At 63.1% G+C, this 20,909-nt stretch carries 25 protein-coding genes; 10 read left to right on the forward strand and 15 right to left on the reverse strand.

The window, feature by feature from the left end:
• Positions 1-580: 580 nt before the first annotated feature.
• Together A3K89_RS13310 and A3K89_RS13315 are read right to left on the reverse strand one after the other, a co-directional pair.
• On the reverse strand, positions 581-811 hold the full coding sequence (locus A3K89_RS13310; protein ID WP_068426703.1) for a hypothetical protein: 231 nt from the start codon (positions 809-811) through the stop codon (positions 581-583).
• Between the two features lie 287 nt (positions 812-1,098).
• A complete protein-coding gene (locus A3K89_RS13315) occupies positions 1,099-1,548 on the reverse strand; it encodes a hypothetical protein (RefSeq protein ID WP_068426918.1) in 450 nt (149 codons plus the stop codon).
• Positions 1,549-1,895: 347 nt separating this feature from the next.
• On the opposite strand from A3K89_RS13315, the gene A3K89_RS13320 reads away from it, so the two are divergent.
• The 3 genes from A3K89_RS13320 (at position 1,896) to A3K89_RS26585 (ending at position 3,126) form a co-directional block, all read left to right on the forward strand.
• The gene (locus A3K89_RS13320; protein WP_157105321.1) at positions 1,896-2,480 is read left to right on the forward strand and encodes a hypothetical protein; all 585 of its coding nucleotides are present in this window, start codon (positions 1,896-1,898) and stop codon (positions 2,478-2,480) included.
• A gap of 298 nt (positions 2,481-2,778) precedes the next feature.
• Positions 2,779-3,003: a hypothetical protein gene (locus A3K89_RS13325; protein WP_068426710.1), complete on the forward strand. Its 225-nt coding sequence runs from the start codon at positions 2,779-2,781 to the stop codon at positions 3,001-3,003.
• Complete coding sequence (locus A3K89_RS26585) at positions 3,004-3,126, forward strand: hypothetical protein (RefSeq protein WP_302050733.1); 123 nt, start codon at positions 3,004-3,006, stop codon at positions 3,124-3,126.
• 184 nt (positions 3,127-3,310) lie between these two features.
• On the opposite strand, the gene A3K89_RS25765 is transcribed toward A3K89_RS26585, so the two are convergent.
• Positions 3,311-3,514 (reverse strand): hypothetical protein, encoded by a 204-nt coding sequence (locus A3K89_RS25765; protein WP_157105322.1) that lies wholly within the window; start codon positions 3,512-3,514, stop codon positions 3,311-3,313.
• 17 nt (positions 3,515-3,531) lie between these two features.
• Between A3K89_RS25765 and A3K89_RS13330 the strand changes: the two genes are divergently transcribed.
• Positions 3,532-3,777 (forward strand): hypothetical protein, encoded by a 246-nt coding sequence (locus A3K89_RS13330; RefSeq protein WP_157105323.1) that lies wholly within the window; start codon positions 3,532-3,534, stop codon positions 3,775-3,777.
• A 319-nt stretch (positions 3,778-4,096) separates the two neighbouring features.
• On the opposite strand, the gene A3K89_RS13335 is transcribed toward A3K89_RS13330, so the two are convergent.
• From A3K89_RS13335 to A3K89_RS13345, 3 genes are all read right to left on the reverse strand, one after another.
• Positions 4,097-4,957 (reverse strand): zeta toxin family protein, encoded by an 861-nt coding sequence (locus A3K89_RS13335; protein WP_084423781.1) that lies wholly within the window; start codon positions 4,955-4,957, stop codon positions 4,097-4,099.
• The gene (locus tag A3K89_RS13340) at positions 4,958-5,428 is read right to left on the reverse strand and encodes a hypothetical protein (protein WP_068426924.1); all 471 of its coding nucleotides are present in this window, start codon (positions 5,426-5,428) and stop codon (positions 4,958-4,960) included.
• Between the two features lie 272 nt (positions 5,429-5,700).
• Positions 5,701-6,069 (reverse strand): hypothetical protein, encoded by a 369-nt coding sequence (locus A3K89_RS13345; RefSeq protein WP_068426713.1) that lies wholly within the window; start codon positions 6,067-6,069, stop codon positions 5,701-5,703.
• Between the two features lie 341 nt (positions 6,070-6,410).
• On the opposite strand from A3K89_RS13345, the gene A3K89_RS13350 reads away from it, so the two are divergent.
• Both A3K89_RS13350 and A3K89_RS13355 read left to right on the forward strand, forming a co-directional pair.
• On the forward strand, positions 6,411-6,725 hold the full coding sequence (locus A3K89_RS13350) for a hypothetical protein (RefSeq protein WP_068426716.1): 315 nt from the start codon (positions 6,411-6,413) through the stop codon (positions 6,723-6,725).
• Positions 6,725-7,075: a hypothetical protein gene (locus A3K89_RS13355; RefSeq protein ID WP_157105324.1), complete on the forward strand. Its 351-nt coding sequence runs from the start codon at positions 6,725-6,727 to the stop codon at positions 7,073-7,075. Before A3K89_RS13350 ends, A3K89_RS13355 begins: the two co-directional genes overlap by 1 nt.
• A 122-nt stretch (positions 7,076-7,197) precedes the next feature.
• On the opposite strand, the gene A3K89_RS13360 is transcribed toward A3K89_RS13355, so the two are convergent.
• The 4 genes from A3K89_RS13360 to A3K89_RS13375 all read right to left on the reverse strand — a co-directional run bounded on the left by A3K89_RS13360 (position 7,198) and on the right by A3K89_RS13375 (position 11,971).
• Positions 7,198-8,964 (reverse strand): hypothetical protein, encoded by a 1,767-nt coding sequence (locus tag A3K89_RS13360; RefSeq protein WP_068426722.1) that lies wholly within the window; start codon positions 8,962-8,964, stop codon positions 7,198-7,200.
• Positions 8,965-9,220: 256 nt separating this feature from the next.
• Positions 9,221-9,400, reverse strand: coding sequence for a hypothetical protein (locus A3K89_RS13365; protein ID WP_068426725.1), 180 nt, complete (start codon positions 9,398-9,400; stop codon positions 9,221-9,223).
• 422 nt (positions 9,401-9,822) lie between these two features.
• The gene (locus A3K89_RS13370; protein WP_068426727.1) at positions 9,823-10,911 is read right to left on the reverse strand and encodes an acyl-CoA dehydrogenase family protein; all 1,089 of its coding nucleotides are present in this window, start codon (positions 10,909-10,911) and stop codon (positions 9,823-9,825) included.
• Positions 10,889-11,971: a DUF3068 domain-containing protein gene (locus A3K89_RS13375; RefSeq protein ID WP_084423782.1), complete on the reverse strand. Its 1,083-nt coding sequence runs from the start codon at positions 11,969-11,971 to the stop codon at positions 10,889-10,891. The genes A3K89_RS13370 and A3K89_RS13375 overlap by 23 nt, the downstream gene beginning before the upstream one ends.
• A gap of 330 nt (positions 11,972-12,301) precedes the next feature.
• Between A3K89_RS13375 and A3K89_RS26340 the strand changes: the two genes are divergently transcribed.
• A complete protein-coding gene (locus tag A3K89_RS26340) occupies positions 12,302-12,640 on the forward strand; it encodes a methyltransferase family protein (protein WP_254303522.1) in 339 nt (112 codons plus the stop codon).
• Here the strand turns inward: A3K89_RS26340 and A3K89_RS13385 are convergent.
• From A3K89_RS13385 to A3K89_RS13405, 5 genes are all read right to left on the reverse strand, one after another.
• Positions 12,630-13,580, reverse strand: coding sequence for a hypothetical protein (locus A3K89_RS13385; protein ID WP_157105326.1), 951 nt, complete (start codon positions 13,578-13,580; stop codon positions 12,630-12,632). The genes A3K89_RS26340 and A3K89_RS13385 overlap by 11 nt on opposite strands.
• The gene (locus A3K89_RS13390) at positions 13,568-14,179 is read right to left on the reverse strand and encodes a hypothetical protein (RefSeq protein WP_068426735.1); all 612 of its coding nucleotides are present in this window, start codon (positions 14,177-14,179) and stop codon (positions 13,568-13,570) included. The genes A3K89_RS13385 and A3K89_RS13390 overlap by 13 nt, the downstream gene beginning before the upstream one ends.
• Positions 14,179-14,628, reverse strand: a complete 450-nt coding sequence (locus A3K89_RS13395; protein ID WP_068426738.1) for a hypothetical protein — start codon at positions 14,626-14,628, stop codon at positions 14,179-14,181. Before A3K89_RS13395 ends, A3K89_RS13390 begins: the two co-directional genes overlap by 1 nt.
• A 103-nt stretch (positions 14,629-14,731) precedes the next feature.
• Positions 14,732-15,415: a helix-turn-helix domain-containing protein gene (locus tag A3K89_RS13400; protein ID WP_068426928.1), complete on the reverse strand. Its 684-nt coding sequence runs from the start codon at positions 15,413-15,415 to the stop codon at positions 14,732-14,734.
• A 261-nt stretch (positions 15,416-15,676) separates the two neighbouring features.
• Positions 15,677-16,156, reverse strand: a complete 480-nt coding sequence (locus A3K89_RS13405; RefSeq protein WP_084423784.1) for a helix-turn-helix domain-containing protein — start codon at positions 16,154-16,156, stop codon at positions 15,677-15,679.
• An 831-nt stretch (positions 16,157-16,987) separates the two neighbouring features.
• On the opposite strand from A3K89_RS13405, the gene A3K89_RS13410 reads away from it, so the two are divergent.
• The 3 genes from A3K89_RS13410 (at position 16,988) to A3K89_RS13420 (ending at position 20,880) form a co-directional block, all read left to right on the forward strand.
• Entirely contained in the window at positions 16,988-18,202 is a 1,215-nt protein-coding gene (locus A3K89_RS13410) for a hypothetical protein (protein ID WP_068426741.1), read from the forward strand.
• Positions 18,203-18,292: 90 nt separating this feature from the next.
• A complete protein-coding gene (locus A3K89_RS13415; RefSeq protein ID WP_068426744.1) occupies positions 18,293-19,180 on the forward strand; it encodes a hypothetical protein in 888 nt (295 codons plus the stop codon).
• Positions 19,181-19,221: 41 nt separating this feature from the next.
• Positions 19,222-20,880, forward strand: a complete 1,659-nt coding sequence (locus A3K89_RS13420) for a cutinase family protein (protein WP_254303523.1) — start codon at positions 19,222-19,224, stop codon at positions 20,878-20,880.
• Positions 20,881-20,909 lie beyond the last annotated feature (29 nt).

Below are 20,909 nucleotides of genomic sequence, written 5' to 3' on the forward strand. Positions count from 1 at the left end.
ACCGCGGCCCGGCGCGGCCACCAAACAATCCGTCCCTGGCCGAGCTAGCATCGGCATCGCTACAGGTAGCTGCCTCGGAAACTGCGTTCAGGAACGCAGCCATCGGGGTGGGGTTCGAGTTCGCACTTCCTGCGACTCGCAACAGACTACTTGACATAAGGTTTATTATCGGCAGTTTTATTGCGTTGTGGCGCAATGGATTTGAGGCTTATCTGCCGTAACTTCGCTTTCCGCGACTTGCCGTCATCGTACACTAGTCGGGTCGCTGGGTGACGCAATCCATGTTCAGTGAAACCAGCACCGATGCCTCCGAAGTCATCTACGACCGGAAAGACCCTACGTAAGTCTCCACCTTCGGGGCAGCAACCGCCTTCCTGACCGCGGACACCACGTCATCGACGCATGCACAGCTCAGCTGCCCGCCCCGCGCGATCCGCCGAATCGTCACAGTGACAATTCAAGGTTTTGTACGAGGACGCCGATTCGCGTTGCGGTGCAGCGATCTCTGCGCCGATCGGGCGACGAACCGATGTGCGGCGTGTCGGCGTCACCGACCAACGGCCGATGTCGACCCCAAGCGTTAGGTGTCTGCTGTTCCGTCTTCTTCACATGCTGGAGTTGTCGCGAGCAGCGCGCGTATCTGCGTCGGGGTGAGCTCGGCGGCCGTGTTCAGATCTACCAGCCCTGCGCTGTACGCGCGGTTCAGCGCCTCCCGGTCTGCCGTGTAGACGGCTACGGTGTTCGCGATCAGCGGAGCCACTCGCAGTCTGTCGATGCGTTCGTTCAACCGCCCGAACGTGTTGTCATCCACCGATACTCCATGTCTGCCGGCTTTCATGTTCAACCCGTCGGACGCCCTGGCGGTGCCGGAAGGGCGGGTTGCTGGGTAAAGAAGGACCACGCGCCTCGATCGACATCTTCGATCCGGTCCCGCGTAGACGGACCCGCGTAGACGGACCCGCGACGGGATCGTTCGAAGCGTATCTGTCCGAGCAGACAGAGGCCAGTATCGGTCACCAGCTCGCGACCGCCGGGCCACCTGGCGTCGGTAAGTCGTCGAGTATCGCCGCGAGCTCTTTGGAGACCGATGTTGCCGAATCAGCGGGCATTCGCCTGCGCACGTCGATCAGCGGTCGCGTCGAGGAGAGCACCGTAGTCCACGTCGCTCAACAGGTCACCGGCGCGTTCGATCTGATCCCAGCTGCCGCGGACATAGCTTTCTCCGATCGGATCATCATCGGCGTCGTGTCCGTAGGTGTAGTCCCACGCGGTCAGTTCGGTCATCATCGCGTCGTGATCGATGAGCTGAGCGGCGTGTTCGAGTAACACCTCGCGTGGGCTTCGCTGACGCGCCCAGGGCTGCAGCCGTAGCTTTTTGACGATGCGGCTCACTTCCGGCTGAGCGACACCCAGATTGGCGGCGATCACTCGCTGCGGGATCCCGGCATCGACGGCGTGCGCGACCGCCCTCAACAGCCGCAGCTGCAGCAACTCCCGCTGTGCAGGGATCGACCGAAGATCCCGCTCCAGATCGGACACCAACGCCATCGCGACCACCTCCACAAGGACCTATACAAAATAGTATCGCCGTAGAGGGTGGACACTCCACGCTCGGAGCTCATTCTGGGCGACGGTAGAGCAAGCAGGCGACAGGCGGGTTCGCGGCTCGACGCGTTCCCGGGTGAACCAGAACCCCAACCGTGAGATGGCTCGCACTACCAGGACTCCCTGACCGCATCCCGGGCCCGCACATGCCTGCAGGTTCAGACCGTCAAGATTTCTGGCCCTTGTGACTGATGCGTGGGGTCATCGACGGTAGGTAATGGGGGTTGCCGGTGCGACGTGGGGGCGACCTCAAAGACCGGGTCCGCGAAGCGTCGGGATACGGTGGCCCAGTGGTCGACGACAACGCCGAAATCGCCTTCTCCTGGTCGCGTATAGCCGAGGTGCTTGAACGGAACGGTGTCGACGTCGACACCATCGCCGACGATCAGGACGCGAGCGTGCTGCATGACTGGTACTCGCCACAGTCCTTGAACGTCCCCGCCGTCAACTTTTGGTTTTCCAACGAATGCTGGCGATACGCAACGCTTTTGCCGTCCACACAGACTTTGGGTCCGACACGAAGTGTGGATATTTCACGGTTATGGGTCGAAGTGGAGGAGGGGTCGCCCTATGAGACTGAACCTTCGGATTCGAACCAGGCGGATGAAGCGGGTGGGTGGGCGGATACCTATGATCGCCGCTTGGTCCCCATAGCCGATCAAGATGGCGTCACGCTCGTCATCGACACCAGGCCGGGGCTCATGCAAGGCTGCGTCAGCGAGTACACAGGCGCGTTCGTCGACAAGTCGAGCGTTCGCTGGGGTTCAGCACGAGAATTGTTTGCGGACCTACAATCCGCACTGACGGGGAATTGCCTGTTCGCGGGCCGTTACAGGCCCGTATTCGCTGACGGTGCCCTGAGCTGGCAAAGCTAACTTCAGTGGCGGCAGACGCCAGCGCCGACCTTAGCTCTCCAGCGCTGCTGTATAGGTGCTCCAGGCGGCGCGAATTAATTTTGGCGGACCCAGGAGGTCCTGGCTGAAGGACGCGCCTTTCGGTGCCATATTTTCTCTTGGTGCCTGGTGTGTGGGGTCACCGGCGGCCAGGCAGTGACGGTCTGTGTCCTCCGAAGAAGAAATCCTCAGCGCCGCGCCACAGCCGCTCCGCCAGGAATATCGGCCCGGTTCGCTCCCACCGTGTCGGGTTCGTCTGGGTGGTCTGCTTCAATTCTTCATGAGCGAAAACAACGACGGCATCGAATCCGGCCGCACTGTTGGTGACAGAGTACAAATGAAGCGGGCCGGCGTCGAGCAGGAGGCGGGGACGATCGTCGAGGATTTCGCCGAATCGCTGTGTTCCGGTGACGCGCTGGGGCGGACGTGGGCGCGGCCCAAGCGGTGGGCAATTGCCTTGGATTCGGGCACCCTGGTCTTCGCCGACGACAGCGAACTGGCGTAGATGTATCCCGTTCTGATTTCGCTGTTGATCGCCTCGGCGATCGTCCTCGTTGTGGGTGTTCCGATCCTGCTCGTCGACGCGGTGGTCCGTATCGTCGCGGCTGCCCGCCGGCGCGCGAGGTAGGCACTGCCTCAGGCGTGGAGGTGTTGTCGTGCGCTATTGGGGCCGCACTTCGTGGATCGGCGATCAACCCCACGTGCCTGCGCCCATCGCGAAGCCCGGAGCAGGCTGCGCTGCCGCCGGCACATCCAATCGAGTCGCAGGTTGTGCGGGCGAGGGTTCGGGCAACAACGCCCCGGGGAAACTGTCATGCAGGCGCACAGCGGCCACCGGCTGCCAACGGCGGTTCGGTGACGATCCGATCCACGACGTCATAACCCTGCCCGGTGTCGAACGCGGCGCCCGGCGCAGCTCGACCCAGATCGACTGGTACGCACAGCATCTCGGGGTTGTCGGCCAGTGAGGTGCGAGAACCGGACGCCCCATCTTCATCGGGCGGGTACGCCTGCACTGGGTGATACTGGACAGGTGACGCAGTCCGGGCGCGGTGAGGACGACCGCATGGTCGACTTTGCACTTCGGTGGCTCCCCTACGGCGGTGGGCACGCCGAGGACATCATTGTCGGATTCGGCTTGAGCCCCCGCGAGTTCTTCACCCGTCTCGACGCTGCCCTCCGCGGCCCCGCCTGCCCGCCGCATCTCGACCCGCGCGCGGTCGCGGCCCTGCTCGAGGTGAGTAGCCGTCGGCTCCGAATGAACGAAGGCATCGCCTGACACTCCCCCTCAACACCCATACAGCAGTTGAACACCGGATGTGCACGGGAGGGCAGTCGGTGAGGCAGCGCCGGATCGCCGTAAGCCACGCATAAGCCCATACGTATGGCCATACGCATGGCCGCAGCGCCGGTTGAGAGGCGGTAGTGTTGTGAGACAACGGATGTCGAACCATGAGGCGGTTCGGTCACCGATCGTGGATGCCGGTTCGTTGTCGCTATCGCGCGGCTGGGAGCATCCTGGGTGTTGGGCATCGCATCCGAACACCATGACCCCCGGGTTTATCGGACGTCAGACCGAGATAGGTTCCTGAAGAGCGTTATTCGTTGTTCGGGTGCACACGTTCGAATGTGATGTCGAGTTCACCGGTGGTGTTGCGGCGTAGGACCGCGACGCGGCTGGTGCCGATGGTTGCTGCGGCGAGTTCTTCGAGCTCGAGGGCGTGCGCGGTACACAGCGACGATTCGGTGTCGCTGTAGCAGATGTCGATGGCGGCGGGCGGTGTGAAGCGTCCACCGAGGGCGTCGGTTCCTTCGACCCATCGTCGGCGGCCAGACCACCAGCGCGAGAGGGCTTGCTCGTGACAGGTGTGCCGGTCAGCGTCGATCGCGATGACCTCGATCGAGCGGTAGTCGGCTTCGGTGAGTTCGGCGGCGAGCCGCGGCGGCAGACCCTTCCAGCTGAGTGTGCCCTCGATGACGATGTTCTCGCGGCGACTGGTGCAGATGCGTCGGATCTGGTCGATCAGCTGTGTCGATTCGTGATGCACCAGAGCCGCCAGCTCGCGCGGTGCGACCGGGTGTCCATCGGCCAGAGGTGTGGCGAGGATGTCGTCGTAGATCCCGTCGCGGACCGCTTGCTCGATGAGTTGGTCTTTGATGATGTCGGGATCCAGCACCCGGAACCCAGTCAGGTCGTCGCCGCGAAAGTGGGTGAGTGCGGTGGTCTTTCCTGCTCCCGGTGCCCCGGCAGTGACGACTGCCGAACAGCCGTCGCGCGGCGGGCTTTCACGGTCGAGGTAGTCCGCGATGACGCGTTTGCGGAACGCGAAGCGTTCGATCTCGCCGGCGTAGAGCACGCTGGTGTTGTCGCCGGCGCTGGTGTGCAAGCGGCCGCCGGGAACGGACATGGCAATGAGCTGCGCGGCGACGCTGCCGCGCAACTCCAGATCATCGGTCACTTACGCGCTGGCCGCCTTCTCGAGGTCGCTGCGGCGCCGTTCGATCAGCCGGGAGAACTCGTCGTCGGTGAGCCGGTCACGGTAGTACGCCTGCTCGATGTCATCCCAGTCACCCGAGGTGTAGGCGTCGGTGGCGACGCCGTCGACGTACTCGACACCGCCGAAGTGGTAGTTCCAGCCCAGCAGGGTGTCCATCATCGCCGCATCGTCGATCAACCCTGCGGCGCGCTTGTCGATCACCTCGGCAGGAGTTTCCTTCAGCAAGGCCGGATCGGCCGCGAAGCGGGTCAGGATCCGCTGGATGCTAGTGGTGGAGACGTCTGCGACGACAGCGCTGATCTGTCGGTGTGTGAGATGGTGATTCCGCGAGGCCCAGTAGATTTCACGGTTCAGCTCGAGGGTGTCGATGCGGCGGCGCGCTGCTGCTTGCTGCAGCCTCTGCTGTGCCGTGCGGCTTTCGACTGTCGTCATCGCCACCCACCTCCTGGTTCAAAATGAATCACTGCTGGTAAGGATACGTCCGGCGATGCGTTCTCGTCGAGTCCACACACCCGCGAGATAAACGGACGGCCCCCGTTCCGTACACGGCCGCGTGATGGAAGCCCACATTGCCGGGCGTGCGGACGGCCCGCAGACCCGTCGAGAGGAGGAGTAGCCGGCCTCCCCCTCAGACGGCCGACCACCCCTCCGCACTGTTAGATGCAGCGAGGAAACAATCGGTTCCCGTGCGTCCGGAGAAATCTTCAGAAGATCGCCAGTTGCTCGGCGGCCGGCATTGTTCGAGTGCGTCCGCGGGCGCGTGCTGTTGGGCGACGAGCAGCAGGCGGTGCCGGAATGGGCACGGGGGCTGGAATCTCGGCAAGCCCGATGCCGGCGCGGTTGGCCAGCACTGCGCGTACGTAGAGACGCCGGGCATGCTCCTGGCGACCGCCCTCGCTGTCGCGGCTCTGCCACTGCGTCTTCCATGCCGTCGAGCCTGCCTGTGGCGTAGCGAGTGCGCGGTCGGTGAGCCGATCGAGCAGAACGTCGATCTTGTCGGTCAGAGTCTGTGCGAGCTCGTCGAGCACCGTCTCCGGTATCCCGGCGACCACGGCAGGCTCCCTCTCGCGCATGTCCGCATGCTAAACCGACCCACTGACACACAACAGGGGACACGCGGCACCGGTCAGGTACGCCGGGTCTGAGCCGTACTCAGAGGGCCGAACGTCAGTGGTCGGTCGGCGGGGACGTGGGAGGGTCCGCGTCGGAAGGCGGTCACTGCTGCCACCGTCGGGATCGGGGTTCGACAGGGCGGTCGCCACCGCGGTCGACCGTACGATCTCCTGTTGCAGCGGCGGGCCGATCAGGGTACGGATTCGCATGGACACGAGTATGTGACGTGGCACCGATGCCTGCAGTGGGTGAATGTCGAGGTAGGCGGAACCAGACGGGTGGGTGGTGCGTCCAAGTCGATGTGGAGGACGACCCCGAATATCGGCAGGCGCTGCGCGAGGCCGGGCACGATCCCGATGACCCGCGCGTTCGGACTGCCATCGCCGACGTTGTCGGGCTGCTCGAGCAGATCGCCGAGGAGGAACTTTCGGGCGCCGACCCGGTGATCTCCTGCGCCGAGCGGGCATTGATGCACAACACGATCGCCGACGCGTTCGAGCACATACGGCAGGAGTCCGCTGCGGAGGCGACCCGGCCGCAACACCGCGGCGTGGCGGCAGGCCACCTGTCCCGTCATCGCAACACTTCCACCTCGCAGCGAGATCGGGGGGCGTGATGACCGCGCTGATCGTGCTCACCGTCGACTTCGACAATGCCGGTTATTCGGTCATGGCGACCCTGACCGAGGGCGGCTGGGTCGAGCGACTGGCCTTGACCCGGGGCGGCACGAGTGTGTGGAAGCACGGCCAACATCCCAGCGAGGTCATCGACGATGCGCTGTCCCAGTGCACGGTCGCAACCGGGCGCCGGCTCGGTGTGTTGACCCCGCCCGAGCAAATCATCATCACCTATCCGCAGTATTGGTCCTCGGAGTGGATCGACGATGCGGTCGGCGCGCTCACCTGTGCCGCATACCCCCCGGGCGCGGTGTACGTGCGCGCCCGGCCGACACCACGCACCTGTTAGCGCACGCAGCAGGTCTGCACCTCACTACGCACACTCCGAATACTCGACCCAGTTCGACAGACGTGAACCTGTCTAATGTCGCCTGCTGACGTTGACGCTCACCGATAGGCGCTTCTCGGGAATCAGTGATCGGGTGGGCCGGTGTCCAGGACGTCGGCGAGATAGTCCTCGTCGAACCGCTCGAACCCGGCGTCGTCGACCGTGAACAGTGACAGTGCGGGGTCGGGTGGGGTGCGGGCGTCCTCGCGGGCAGCGAGCCATTCCCGCCAAACGATGCGTTCGGCGCGGTGCCGCACGATCCGCGCCCGCACGGCTGCGGTCAGACCGTGCCGGTGGCCGATGTCGTCGAGGTCCGCCGCACCGATCGTCACGACAGCGCCGTCCAGAACGAGGAGCCCGGCCACCCGCAGATCGCCGAGTGCTTCGTAGCCGCTGGTGCGCCCGATCGCGACCGCGGTGAACAGCTCCTCCGCAGTCATCGGTGTCTCGGTCGCCGCAACGGTGTCGTAAAGCATCTTCTGCCGCCACCCGAGCACGCTCCATGCCGGGTGCACCGACTCCACCTCGGACTCCCCCGCCGATCCGCCCTGGTGCTGCTCAGGATCGTTCTGGGCGCCCTTGGTCGGGACGAGGGCGTAGCGGTCGGGGTTCTGGCCCACACCGCGTTCGATCAACAGCAGCGGCGACCCTTCCATCTCCCGGAGACGTTCGAGCACCGACCACACCGTCGACTCCGGCAACATTCCCGCCGCGATCGACAACGATCTTCCCCCTACCCCGACTGTAGGAATCCCTTCGACGATCTGACCGGCCACTGCTGCCGCCCACGCCAGCGCTTGCACGACCACGTGGGTGGTCCAGCGATCACGACGAGAGGCGAATTCATGAGAGACCCAGGTTTGGGCGTGGGTAACCCAGGAACGTAAAACCGGGTCGGCGGTGCCCCCTGTGTGCTTTTGCTTGTGCCCAGCATCCCGGACTGGATCGGGGAGGGTCGATGCGGCCCAGTCGAGGGCGGCGGCGGCGTCGCGGCGGATCGCGCGCGCCGGTTCGGCGTAGTGCGCGTACGCCGCGCGCAGACCTGCCCAGTCGGGCGCGGCGGCGCGGGCGACGATGTCGTCGGGCGAGCCGCCGGCGAGGACGGCGTGGGTGATGACGGACTGGCGGGCCTCCGAGCGGGAGGGCCAGCGTGTGCGGTCGCGGCGGCCTGTTGCGGCGAACTCGGTGACGGCCGCGGGCGGCGGTGCGGAGCGGCAGAACCGCGGGTGCAGCCGAGTATTGCTACCGGTGCCGACGACTCGTTCGGCCACCGTGGCGGTATGAATATGGGCGGTGACCGGGTGCGCGATCGCCGAGCTGCTGCCGCCGAGGAGGGCTTCGAGTCGAGTCAGGGTGCCGGGATCGGAGCCGACGGTCAGATGATCGGCGGCCGTGGCCGGATCCAGATCGACCAAACGCCGGTGTCCGCCCTCTTTGCAGGCCGAGCCCGGGACGGTGATGCAGCCCGAGGCCGGGTTGGTCATCGGTGTGATGTCCAACGTGCGGAGCCGGGCGGCGAGCAGGCGCAGCAGCGGCCGAATCTCCTCGGCCGTGACGGTCTTTCCCGGTGCCAGCGGCACCAACACGTGCCGGCCACCGGATGACGACGCGTCGACGACGGCGCGGCCGCCGCACTCTCTCAGCCACTGCAGCATGCGTGCAACGTCGTCGACGACCGCGTCCACTCCATGACTTTTGGCGTCGAAGTCGAGCGCCAGAATGCGCGCTCGGCCGTGAGTAAACAACGGGACAGCCGCCGGCAGAGCTGGGCGTTTGGTCGTCAACGGTCCCGCTGCGCCGTACTTCTTCGCGACCGGGTCGTACAGCCGCATCGACTGCCGCGCAGCCATGGCCCGGGCGAAGCGTCGCCACAACCGGTCCGGTGTGGTGTCGGCGACATCGCCGACACGAGCGTTAAATCTTGTACCTACTTCAGGGTGCAAGGTACCCTGAGACCTGTCAGGCAAGACAGTGTCCCTTTCTGGGGGTCACGCAGTATGACGGCGAGTTGGCGCTCGTTCGTCAACAACTTGAGCTCAGGGCCTCCGGTCACACCACCGGGGGCTCTGCTGCGTCAAGGGTGCGTTTTATTGATATTTGGTTTTCCTACGCGGTATGCCGCAGCACCTCCGCTTCGCTGTCGGACTGAACTAGCTCCTCCAGACGAACTCCGACCAGGTCAGCGATAGCTTTAGACAGCAGCAAATTGGCGTTCTGTCCTCGCTTAGCGGCCTCCTCTTTGAGCGCCTTTTTGATCGCTGGGTGCACCTTGCAGTTCAGCTGCACGGGGTCATAGTGATGAACCCGCGGACGGCCGACGAGCCGAGGTGGATCACTCCTAGTCATGCCCAACAGCGTGCCTTAACGACTAGCCGAAATTCAGCAGGACACGCCGACCTCGAGAGAAATTCGGATATCCAATTTAAAGTGGCTGTCCGCAACCGGACAGATTTCGTTCGTTTGAGCTGTCCCTGGCGGCCTGTTTGGTGTTCGTTGCGCATCGAAGATAGTCCGCGCCGTCGCTTGTGAGTCCACTTCACTGCGCCCGCAGCAGAGCCACTCCGCGCCCCTCGCGTCGTCTGGCCATTGAGAGTCGGCTGACTTGTGAGCCCTCGGCCTCTACTCATCGCCGGACGATCCACTCACAGACTTGGCCCGCACACCTGACGGCGATTCATGATGATGGTCACCCACACAGCTGCTTGGCTTTAGTTGAGCCGAGTTGGTTGTTCAGACGCACCTTCGGCATGCGCGATAGATTCGATCGAGGCCTGTACGGTCTCCCTGATCTCAGTAGTCGATGTGCACACCAACGCGAACAGAGCTTCACGACTTAGCCGCTCTGCGGTACTTGCCTTCTTCACAGCACCGCTCCCCGCGACTGTTGCATAGTAGGCGGCAACCTCGACCGCAAAATGGCTAGCCTGTGCACGCGCGGCGTAGATGTCTCCGCTTCGATCCTGAAGTGCAAAGTTCAACTGATCTCGGATGACCGCTAGCCGAGCCCTCAGCCGTTCGCTACTCGCTCCAAGTGCATCCAGATTCTGCAGGCAGCCACGTGATACCCCTAGCGCCAGCGATCCGTTGATCCGAATGATCACCCGGTCCAGCATCGACAGTGTGCTTCGCCGATGTCGATTTCCAGGGCCTACATGTACAACGTCATCTTCGTCGACACAGTATTTGTCGAACTCAAGCTCGACTGTGTTGGAGGCGTTGGCTGCGACCAGGTGTTTCGGCAGCGCGGACAATCCCGGCCGTTCTTCTGCTGGCGCGAGGAAGGTAACGGTCTCGTCGCTTCCCTCGTCGTAAGCCGTTATCCCCAGGACGTCGATGAGGTTCCACCCTGTCACGAATGGTGCTCTGCCGGTGATCGAATAGCCGCCGGTAACTCGGCTAGCCCGTATCAGTGGTCGCTCTGGGGCGGCATAGCCGCTACCCGAGACCCCAGCCTTAACTGTCCCTGTGCGCATATTGTCGAGGTACCGCGTCTTGAGCGACTCGTTTCGCGAGGTAGCCAACCTGAGGAGGGTCCCGTGGTGCTGAGCCCACACAAAAGCCGTCGATAGACATCCACTAACGAGAATCTCGCCGATAGCGGGCAGCGTTGCCACGGGATCGTCTGTGGCCATGGCCACGCCGTAGAGTCCCCGCGAAGCCAGGTGCTCGAAGTGAGTAACTGGGATGATCCCTGTCCTGTCGACTTCGGACGATGAGGGCTCGAGAACCTCCGAGCTTGTTTCTTCGGCTAGCTCAATCCAGTTCACCACCTCGTCACCTCGGTTCCTGGTGGTCATTCAGAACGCATTCTCGTGCTGCTTCCGAACGATCTCGCGCTGCGTGATCTGTTTCCAGATCGCGATCCTTCATTGCCACTGTCAGGATGTGTGCTCGATGTCTGCGCGCTCTAGCAGCACCGATGCCGAGGGCCAGTGCAGCGAGCCCTGTAATGCCGAGGGCGGCAGGTGCGTAGACCTCAACCAGGTCGATTAGTCGTTTGGAATCTACCGCGCGTTGGACTTGGTCGTCGACGGTTGCTGTGTCGAGCTGTGGCGACATCTCAACGATCGTGACTGCGGCTGGATCATCGGCCGTACGACCGTAGTACTGCTTGACGTATTGCTTCCCGAATACGATTGCGCCGCTGCGAGGTTCGACGAGCAGCTCACGTCGCGCCGTGTAGAAGCGGTGCATCAGAATCTCTTCGGTTCCGTCAATGCCCCAGTAAGCTGCGGGCAGGCTCAGTTTCCCTCCAGTGTCGAGTGGCGCAATGTCCTGCGTGAAGCGGTAGACGTCGAGGTCGTGAAACGTGGCTTCTCCGGCGAAGTTGATTGCCTGACTCCGTCGCGCTGTCGTGTCGAAGTACGGATACGACTGTGGCTCAACGTCGAACGGGAACTTAAGCTGCAGACCGTCGTGACTGACTTCGTCTGCAGGCTGGTCCGTGTACTTCTGAATCGAACCCACCGGATCGTCGAACGGAATGGCAGTGCGTCGGTTTGCTGTGAATCTGTCGACTGTTGCATTGACCGTCGCTTGTGGGCCTGCCCTGTCTTCGCGTTGCAGCATAACGGCGGATTGCATGGTGATCTTGTCACTATTGGACGGCTCCTCGACGGTAACCTTCTGCAGCACGCGGATAGGAACGTCGTGATCGACCTTGAGCACGCCGCCGACCAGTGCCTCCGTATCCAAGAGCGTCGCAACTCCGGTCGCTACGGTCGATGAGTCCACATCCAGTGGAGTTTTGACCAGCTTCGGAGCCATGTAGAACGCCATGGTTGCTGATGCCGCCAAGAAGAAGGAGCCGGTTCCTACCAGCGCTATTCCGACGCCTGGCCTTAAATGGTTCCTCATTGGATCGTCCTACGGTCTGATCTGCGCACGTCGTACTTCTTTCTGTGCAGGTCTGAAAAGCTGGACAGCGTGATAGCCGAGAAACTCCCTCTTTTTGCGACGAACCGTGCGGCTGCAGGGGTGTTGGCTGCCGCGTTCGCGAGTTTCGCGTGGTCGGAGTACCGGATCGGCAGACAGAAACCGCAGGTGGGTTCGATCAACCGCGACGACGGTTCTGGCCGCGCCGTCGGCCGCGGACTTGTCCTTGCGTATGGCGGTGGCCTGCTGGTGAGCGTTGCGTCGCCTAGTTCAGTGTGTACTCGCCACCGTCGCACAGTTTTCATCACCGGCTTGGCTACCGCCGCCGCGGGGCAGGCTCTGCGTCTGGCGGCGGTGCGGCGGCTCGGACAATCCTTCACGTTCAAGGTCCACACCCATCCTGCCCAGGAGGTCGTGATGACTGGACCGTACCGCTTGATTCGACATCCTTCGTACGCCGGAGCTCTGCTGTGCGCACTCGGGTTCTGCATTGCATACGGCAACTGGCTGTCACCGGCCATGGTGGCGTTTCTGGCGGGCGGGTACGTCCGTCGGATCCCGGCCGAGGAGAGAGCGATGACCGAGGGACTTGGTGAACCGTACGTCGCGTACATGTCGCGTTCGAAGCGTTTGATACCGTTCATTTTCTAGATGAGCTTCCAGTGGGATGCGGAGCTGATCCGTCGACCATTTCCACCATCAGCCGAGTGGAGGCGACGGAGTCCCGGCTGGCTTTCCAGGCAGTCCGCTTGGAACTGGGAATCAAGGCTTCGGCGAGGATTGCGTTGCTTTGGGTGGCCAGAATCTGCCACCGCTCCATGTAGGCCACGATGCGGCGGTAACGTTGCAGGCGGGGAAGCAGCGCAGTCCAGACATACACTGCGGCAACATATCCCGCAAATATCAACGGGGACATGATGAGGAACAACGAGATCTGTTCCGTGTGGTGGGTGTACCAATTGTCGACCCCTCGGTCAAAGGCCACGAGGAATGTGATCTTATGAACGGCATAGAGCAGAACCATGGCACACGCTAGCGCCGCCCCGATGAGCACTCGGGCGAGCTCTCCGGTTCTCACAATCAGGGCCATGCGTACCAACAGGTAAAACGGCACTATCACGCACAGCGCCAGGCTGCCGAGGAAGATCACCCAGTAGGCGAGCATCCATCCTTCTGCTGCGAAGGTCTGGCTCAGGAAGTGAGTCGACCGAGTCGGCGCAGGAGAGAGCAGAAACGAAACGCCCAAAGCGATCGACAACGCAGCACTGAGGCTATAGCGGTATCGACGGGGAAATCTGCGCTGGGTGGAGTGCGCAACTATTCCAACCAGCTGGGTCGCGGCGCAGACCGCAAGGATCTGTGCAACGAGCACCGAAAGATTCCACAGACCCGTTGCCTGATGGAGGATTGGGTCCAACTTGTCGTCTGCCAGTGCGTGTATTCGAAAAGATTGAGCAGCGCTGAGTGTCAAGAGCATGACTGTCAGAGGCCGCGTCCGCGGCTTGTGGCGATACATCGTCAATCTTTGAAGCGCGAACAACAGCAGCACTACCGGCAGTATCGCCTCGAAAAAGGTACTCACATCTGCCATCCGAAAATCGTGGCGACTCTTCGGAGTGTTTCCTCGTCTTTCGGGTCGATTCCCTCAGGGTAGAACGGTTTTCGCAGCGCGTCGGCACGGTCGAGCATCACAGTTCCAAGCCATTCGGCTTCGAGTTCGATCGGTTGGAGGAAGTCCGGTACACGCGTGAAGCACACTTTGTTGCGTTGTTCTTCTACGAGCGCGTTGACCATTTCAATCGGTATGTCAGGCGCCATTCTCATGAACGTCTCTTTCAGGATGGCTTCGATCACGGCTGTGTCGGCCTCATGACCGAGCAGGATGTGCGCTAGCTCATGGAGGATGCACTGCTCTCTGAACAGCGGATCCTCGCCTTTGCGTACATAGATCACGTCTACAGGAGCTGTCCTGACCCAGAATCCGGACACTTCCCCGCTCGCGCTCAGATCATCGGGCAGGTCGAGAACAACGATGACGCGATCGATCTCGAACCCGACCTCTGCGACGAAACGATCAATAGACCATGGGCGGTTGAACGGAAGGTCCAGTACGTCGAGGAAGGCGCTGGCACGAAGCTGTGGGTCGCCGATGTTCGCAACCGCGGCAGCTGCTTCTCGTGCTGAGCCCATCAGTGGGCGTTGCCGGCCTCGGCTGATCCTCGCCGATCCTCAAGTTCGAAACGTTCGTGAGTGTCGCGAACCAACACACTTAGCCGCTCGGCGATGTCGGGTGTCAGCTGTGGCACTCGGGTTCGTAGTGCGAAGACTGTTGCCTGTGAGTTCCGGACGTTGTCGAAGTAGTCGAGTTGAGCGTCGTAGTCGTTCTGCTCGACTGTCGTGCCGACGAGGTAAGTGGACGGTGCGGCGAAAAATCCTGCAATAGCGTCGAGTACGTCAGTTTCCGGATTGGCGGTAGGTCGGGTGCGAAGTGCGTTTGTCTCGTTGACGCTGACGACGTGACCCACAACTTCACTGACGTGATCGGCCACCATCTGATCAAGTTGCTGTGGCGATCCCTTGTGCCGGAAGCCTTCGTAAAGCCGGTTGATTCGATAATGCAACGGGAGTTGCGTTGTCATCGTGGGTAGTCCTTTCGAGCGTTCTCTCCCCGCGGAGCGTTGCCAAACGAGTCCTGGCTACGGACAAGCACCCTTGTCCATTCCGGACTCAACTTCAACCGCATCATTCAGGCTCGGCCCAGCGCTCCTGGAATCGCGCTTTGGTCTCGTAATCGACGCCGTCGAGGCGACCTGCCAACCAACGTCGGTAGAGCTGCTCTTCTCGTTCGTGGGGATCTTGACCGGAGATGGGCATATCGAGCAGGTGCGCGAAGGCCATCTCGACGATTGGAGGAAGCGCTGCTCCCGGTCCCCCGTTGCGTTCCAGCACGGCCGTGGCATACCGTCCGGCGACCCGCGAAACGTATGCGTTGAAGTTCGATACGACGTGCTCGAAATGAGGTTGGGGCGGATCTGTTTTGCGACACTGCTCGTGCGCGGCGTTCAGTTCACGATGCAGTTCCAACAGACTGTTGATCTCAGCCAAAGGCAGGACGATGGAATCCGGTCCGGCTGCAAAGGCGCCCGGGTTCCGTGGTGAATCAAGACCGGATCGGCTTTCGATAGGTGTGGCTTCTCCGCCTGCAAGGACGTCAGCCGCGCTTCCTTTGACCCAACGGAGGCCCCGGTCAAGCTTCTTCAGAGTGGCCGGGCTAGGAGCTCGCCCCAGTGTTCCATTCTCGATGTTTCCAAGAGTGGTGTCGGAAGGGCCGCCCGCGTCGCGAACTTCGAATCTGGTGAGTCCCAGTCTTGCGCGGCGGTCCGCGATGACCCTGCCGAAACGGAGCAGCCCGTTTGCTTCCTGCATTGCCACACCATACCTGCAGAAGGCAAAAAATTTGCAAATCAATCGCAGAGACCTATGCACTGAGTGCTTCACTTCAACCCGAACGGGTTGTTCGCTGCTACACCTTCCTCGCATTTGCTATTTTCTTGCTTCAAACTTGCTTTGAAGCGTCAGACCCTTGATACTGCACCTATGTTCCGGGCAGATAGACATTCCCCCTCTCGCCGGGGAGTCCGTCGCCGCGAAGGCGATCACACACATCGTCGAGTCAGAGCGACCGCTCTACGCCGGGACGCCTGCAGGTCGATCACGCGCACGCTCGTAGCACTGAATCAACTCGTGAACGTCAATCTGAAGAGCCGACGCCAGTCGGCGGGCATTTTCATCGGTCAGTTTGACCTCGCCGCGTTCGATACGCGCGACCATAGATGTGCTGATCCCCACCAACGAGCCGAGCTGGGGCTGAGTGAGACCCTGCAGGACACGCCAATCTCCTGGAAATCGTTCGACGCGAGGAACATCAACGAAGTGCCCTACAGACAGACCCAGCGTCTTAGCAACCAGCGCGAGGGTATCGACCTGAGGACTTCGAGTGCCGGTCTCCCACTGCTGCACGGTAGCGCCGCCAACTCCGGCTTTACGCGCCAAGTCAGCACGGCTCATGCCCTTACTTTCCCGCGCGGCAGTCAGCCTGGCGGGGGCAAACCCTCGCAAGACCCGTCGACTCACTGCCGTATCCCATTCGTCATTGCTAGACACCATGCCGCACCTCAGCTAAGGTCTGAACTGTGCATGACTTTAAACGATGACAATATCGTGATAGATGCGTCGTCGACTATTCCGCCGAACACTTTCCGTTTTCGCGCGAACATCCGGTCTCGAGACAACAGTCGGGAGGCACAGACGAACTGATATAAGACCCCGGGAGCGTAAGTGATTGGCGTCCCGAACGCACCCGGGGCTTCTCAAACCTGCAAATGACGACTTCGTTCACACGTGCCGACACCCGCAGAGTTCACATCCTATGCGGAGCGGCACGGTCTACCGACTGGAGCACCCATGCCTTCTCCGATAGTCGTAGGACAATCGCAGCCCGGGCCACTCAGTACGGCCGAGGGTAATCAGCAAGTCAACCCGTGTCCGTCACTGACAACAGTGAACGGTGTTGACCTGATCGCATGCTCACTTCGACGCGACTATCGACATTCGATCCATCAAAACTGTGCACAGACACCGGCGAGGTTCTGGCTGAGTGGGTTTCGGCGCGTCGACAGGATTTGAAGAACGCAGCCTAGATTCCGCTTTCAGCGCTCTCTGCCGGCTCTTGCTCAGCACCTGCTAGTTCGGACGTGGTCCGAGAACTCCCCTGTTCTGAGACGTTCGAGTCACGTTCTTGGTCGCGATGTCTGTGTGGATTTCCCGCATAGCTGCCGCACCGATCAGGACGCCATTCGCTGAGTGCGAGGTTTGGCACCCGAAGGCTGGCCCTCGCCTTCGGTTGTCGAACCTTCGCTCGACGATGGTTGTCACACCACCAACTATCCACTACGAAAAGTTCTGCTACACAACTACTTACGAAAGGCACTACTGCCCATGTCTCCTCAGCAAGGAATCGGCGGCCGGCATCGCCGCCGAAGGGAACGCGCACTCGTTCTCACCGCCGTCCCCGTCGCAGTCGCACTGGCATGGGGCTCGGGTACCGCCCACGCTGCCCCACAGGACTTTGTGACCGCACCCGACACTGCCCAGTCCGGAACCACCGACACCACCCCGGTCGCGCCGCCGCCGGCACCAACACAGGAACGCCAGTTCCTGCCCGGCTACCAAGCCTCGCCGCAGGTGCAGCAATCACAGTGGCGCAGCTACGACGACTACCGGTCCGGCAACCAGCAGTCCTCATACCAGAACACCTACTACGAACAGGCACCCACGCAGCAGGCAGCACCGACCGAGGCCCCGCCCGCGCTGCAGGCCGCTCCGCCGCCCCCGCCACCCGTCCCGACGGTGCCGCGGACGGTCATCGCACCGATCGACGCCCCCGACGGCTACATCCTCGCCGGTGGCGAACTCGTCCCGTACGACCCCAATCTTCTCGACCGAAACCTGGTCGAGCAGTTCAACAACACCGGCGCCGCGCTCCAAGCCGATGGTGGAAACTGGTTGGTGGACAACGGTTTCGCCGATGCACCGCAGGCCGACCGCATCGCAGCAGGCACCGCGACCGGTGTCCTCACCGGAGGAGCTGCCGGCCTCGCAGCATCCGTCGCCCCTGCCGCGGTGATCACCGGCACCGCAGCTGCCATCGGCGGCGGACTCGGCGTGGCCGCGACCGCAGGCACCGGCGCAATCGTCTGGGGCGGGCCGGTGGGCTGGGTGTTCATCCCCGGCGCAGCAGCACTCGCTGGCGCAGGTGTGGGCGCGGCCCTGTCCGCACCGATCGTGCTCGGTCTGACCGGCGCAGGCGCTGCCATCGGTGGCGTGCTCGGCGCCACCGTCCTCGGCGGCGAGCAGCAGATCATCGAAGAGCCCGCACCGCTCCCGCCCCCCGAAACCGTACCGACACCCCCAGCCGCACCGCTGTCCGTCGGTGACCCTGGGACCCAGAGCGCCATCGACACCGCCGACGACCAGGCGGTCAACGATGCCCCGTTATGGACTGAACCCGCATACGAGGAAGTCCAGCGGTTCACCACGACGGTGCTCGAACAACCCGCTGTGGCCGACACAGTGGCCACAGTGAACACCGCCGTCGCTCCCGTTCTCGACCAGGCGAATGCCGCACTAGCTGGTCTGAACCTCCCGATCTGACCTCTGTGTGCAGCCCGATCACCCAGGTCGGGCTGCACCCGGAGGGGTTTCACCCCTGTTCGCCACCCTCGACTCTCGGAAAGGCCTGTTGTGGCACCTCGAGACCGCACCACCGACGTCGACACTCACGACAGCACCGATGACTGGTTCGACAACCCCGCAGCCGTCGAACCCGATCCTGTCGCAGACGCCCCCGACAACCAGGCCGGTCGACGGTTGACGGTGTTGCCCGAGCGCCACCTCGTCGACAACCCGGACGACGATTGGTTCCGAGACATCGGCGACCACCCCGACGCACACCAGAGCGATCCACACGCCGAGTACAACTCCTTCGACACTCGGACCGCCGTACTCCGCAACACGCGCACCTACAGCACACCGCAGCCACCCTCGCCGCCGTCATGGTGGCGGCAGCACCGCTCGGCGATCGCGGTCACCGCCGCTATCGCCGTCCTCGGCGGCGGTATCACGGGAACAGCAGTCCTGCTCACCGATATCAGCAGCGAACCGGAACCGACCGCGCCGATGGCAATCGACGAAATCGTCACCACCACAGCGTCAACGCCGACCTCGACGGCTCCCGCTGCTGCGGGTGCCGCTGCCGCAAATGTCACATGGTGCAAGGGCCAAGCCGACGGTGACCCAGTCACCGAAAACAGCAATGATCCGGGCGCGGCGGCGATCTGGCGGTTCGAGAAAGCCTTCTACTTCGACCGCGACGCGGCCGCTGCCCGCGCGGCCGGGGCACCGGATGCGGTGATGGGCTCCGCTGCGCGACTACAAGAAGGCATCGACCAGCTCGAACCAGCCGTCGAGTTCTGCGTCCTGGCCGACCCGATCGACGCCGGAATCTACGACGTCACCGTCGTCGAACGCGGACCTGGCATCGACGGCCGCATCAGCGGGCAACGGATCACCACCACCACGCAACCCGGCGGCCAGACGCTCATCTCCGCCATCGTCCCCCGGCCCCTATGACCAGGCACACCCGCCAGGGCCCACCGAAGAAGAGAGAAGCCGTGCACACAACCATCGACCAGGTTCGCCGCGTTACCCCGCGCCTGCTCGCCGCCGCTGCAGCACTGACGATCGTGGTCTCCTCCAGCGGAGTCGCGGCCGCACAGCCATCCGCCACACCCACCCAACCAGGCGGAAGCGAGGACTGCCCAGTCCTGCATCTCGTCGTCGTCCCCGGCACCACCGAGATCGACGAAAACTCCTCACCCGACGCCGATTCCGGCTTCTTCTCCCGCCTGACCGTCCCCGCGATGCGCGATGCGAACTCCGGCGACGGTCCCGCCCTCGAACGCCGCTACGTCCCGTACCCAGCGAGCTTCGGCGGCAAGCCCGGCGACCGCTCCGCCGTCCCCTACGCCCAGTCGGTCGACATCGGTGTCGAGAACACCACCAACATGATCGCCGACATCGCCGCACGCTGCCCCGGCACCAAAGTCTTTCTCTCCGGCTACTCCCAGGGCGGCGAGATCGCCTCGCAGGTCACCCGCGAGATCGGTGCAGGTACCGGACCGATCGACCCCAACCACTTCGCCGGCGCAGCACTGTTCTCCGACCCCACCCGCGCCGAAGGTGAAGACGTCATCATCGGCGGCGGCTCCACCCCTGCACCAGCGCCAGGAACCGACGGCGCCGCAGTGGGCACCATCTCCCTGGCCCCAGCAGTGTCCGCAGCGGCACCCGCAGGCGGAGGCATCGCGCCAACCCCGAAAATCGCCGGGTTCGGAGCAGTCTCGGACCGCGTCGCTTCATACTGCACCGCAGGTGACCTCGCGTGCGACACCCCCAGCGACGCCCCCGCCGCCAAGCTCGTCGCCTCCATCGCCGGACAGTCCTCGATGGACACCCGCGACCCCGTCCGGATCCTCACCGACGTCTCCACCGCCGTCGGCCGTACTGCCCTGATGACTGGTGCTTCGGTGATCAACGACAACATCGACTTCGACTCCAAGGCAGGACGATTCGAGGTCAACTCGGCACCCGAGACGGTGCTGTCGAAGATGGCAAAGTACTCCGATCCCTCCGCGACCTCGACCGATGACATGATCGACGAAGCGGTCGGTGCGGTCACCAAGATCGGCGGAATGGCCATCGGGGCCGCGATCACCGTGGCCAAAGACGTCCTCACTCCCGAGACGATCGGCCAGCTCGCCACCGTCGGTTTGACCAATCCACCCGCTGCGCTTGCACTGCTGGCCACCAAAACGGTTTCTGCCGCAGTCAAACTCGTGCCCCCGGCCACCATCGACTCTGCCGTCGACGTCGCGTTCGAGGAAGTGTCGAACACCATCGACGAGAACGCCGGCCTCGCCCAGCTCGTCACCGACACCTCGTACTGGAACACTGCCACCAAACACGGCTCCTACGACAGTGTTCCGGTCGGGTCCCACGGTGAAACCCCCGTCGAATTGACCGTTCGGTGGATCGTCGCACTCGCCGCCGACCTCACCGGCGATCAGTCTCTCGCCGACAAAGTCGGAGCCGTGATCCGCAGTGGCGCAGCGCTGTTCGCCACCAGTGAGACCGTCCGCAGCGCAGGGAGCATCCTCACCGCTCACGCCACCATCGGCAGCGCCGCCACCCCATCGACGGCCGCAGCGGCGACCACCACCTCTGCCGTACCCGCAGCAGCCACGACCGTCTCGCCGACCACCACTCGGTGACCGAGAAAGCCGGAGAAGGAGGTGCGCCC

This window comes from Rhodococcoides kyotonense (assembly GCF_001645385.1).
Classification (GTDB): Bacteria; Actinomycetota; Actinomycetes; order Mycobacteriales; family Mycobacteriaceae; genus Rhodococcoides; species Rhodococcoides kyotonensis_B.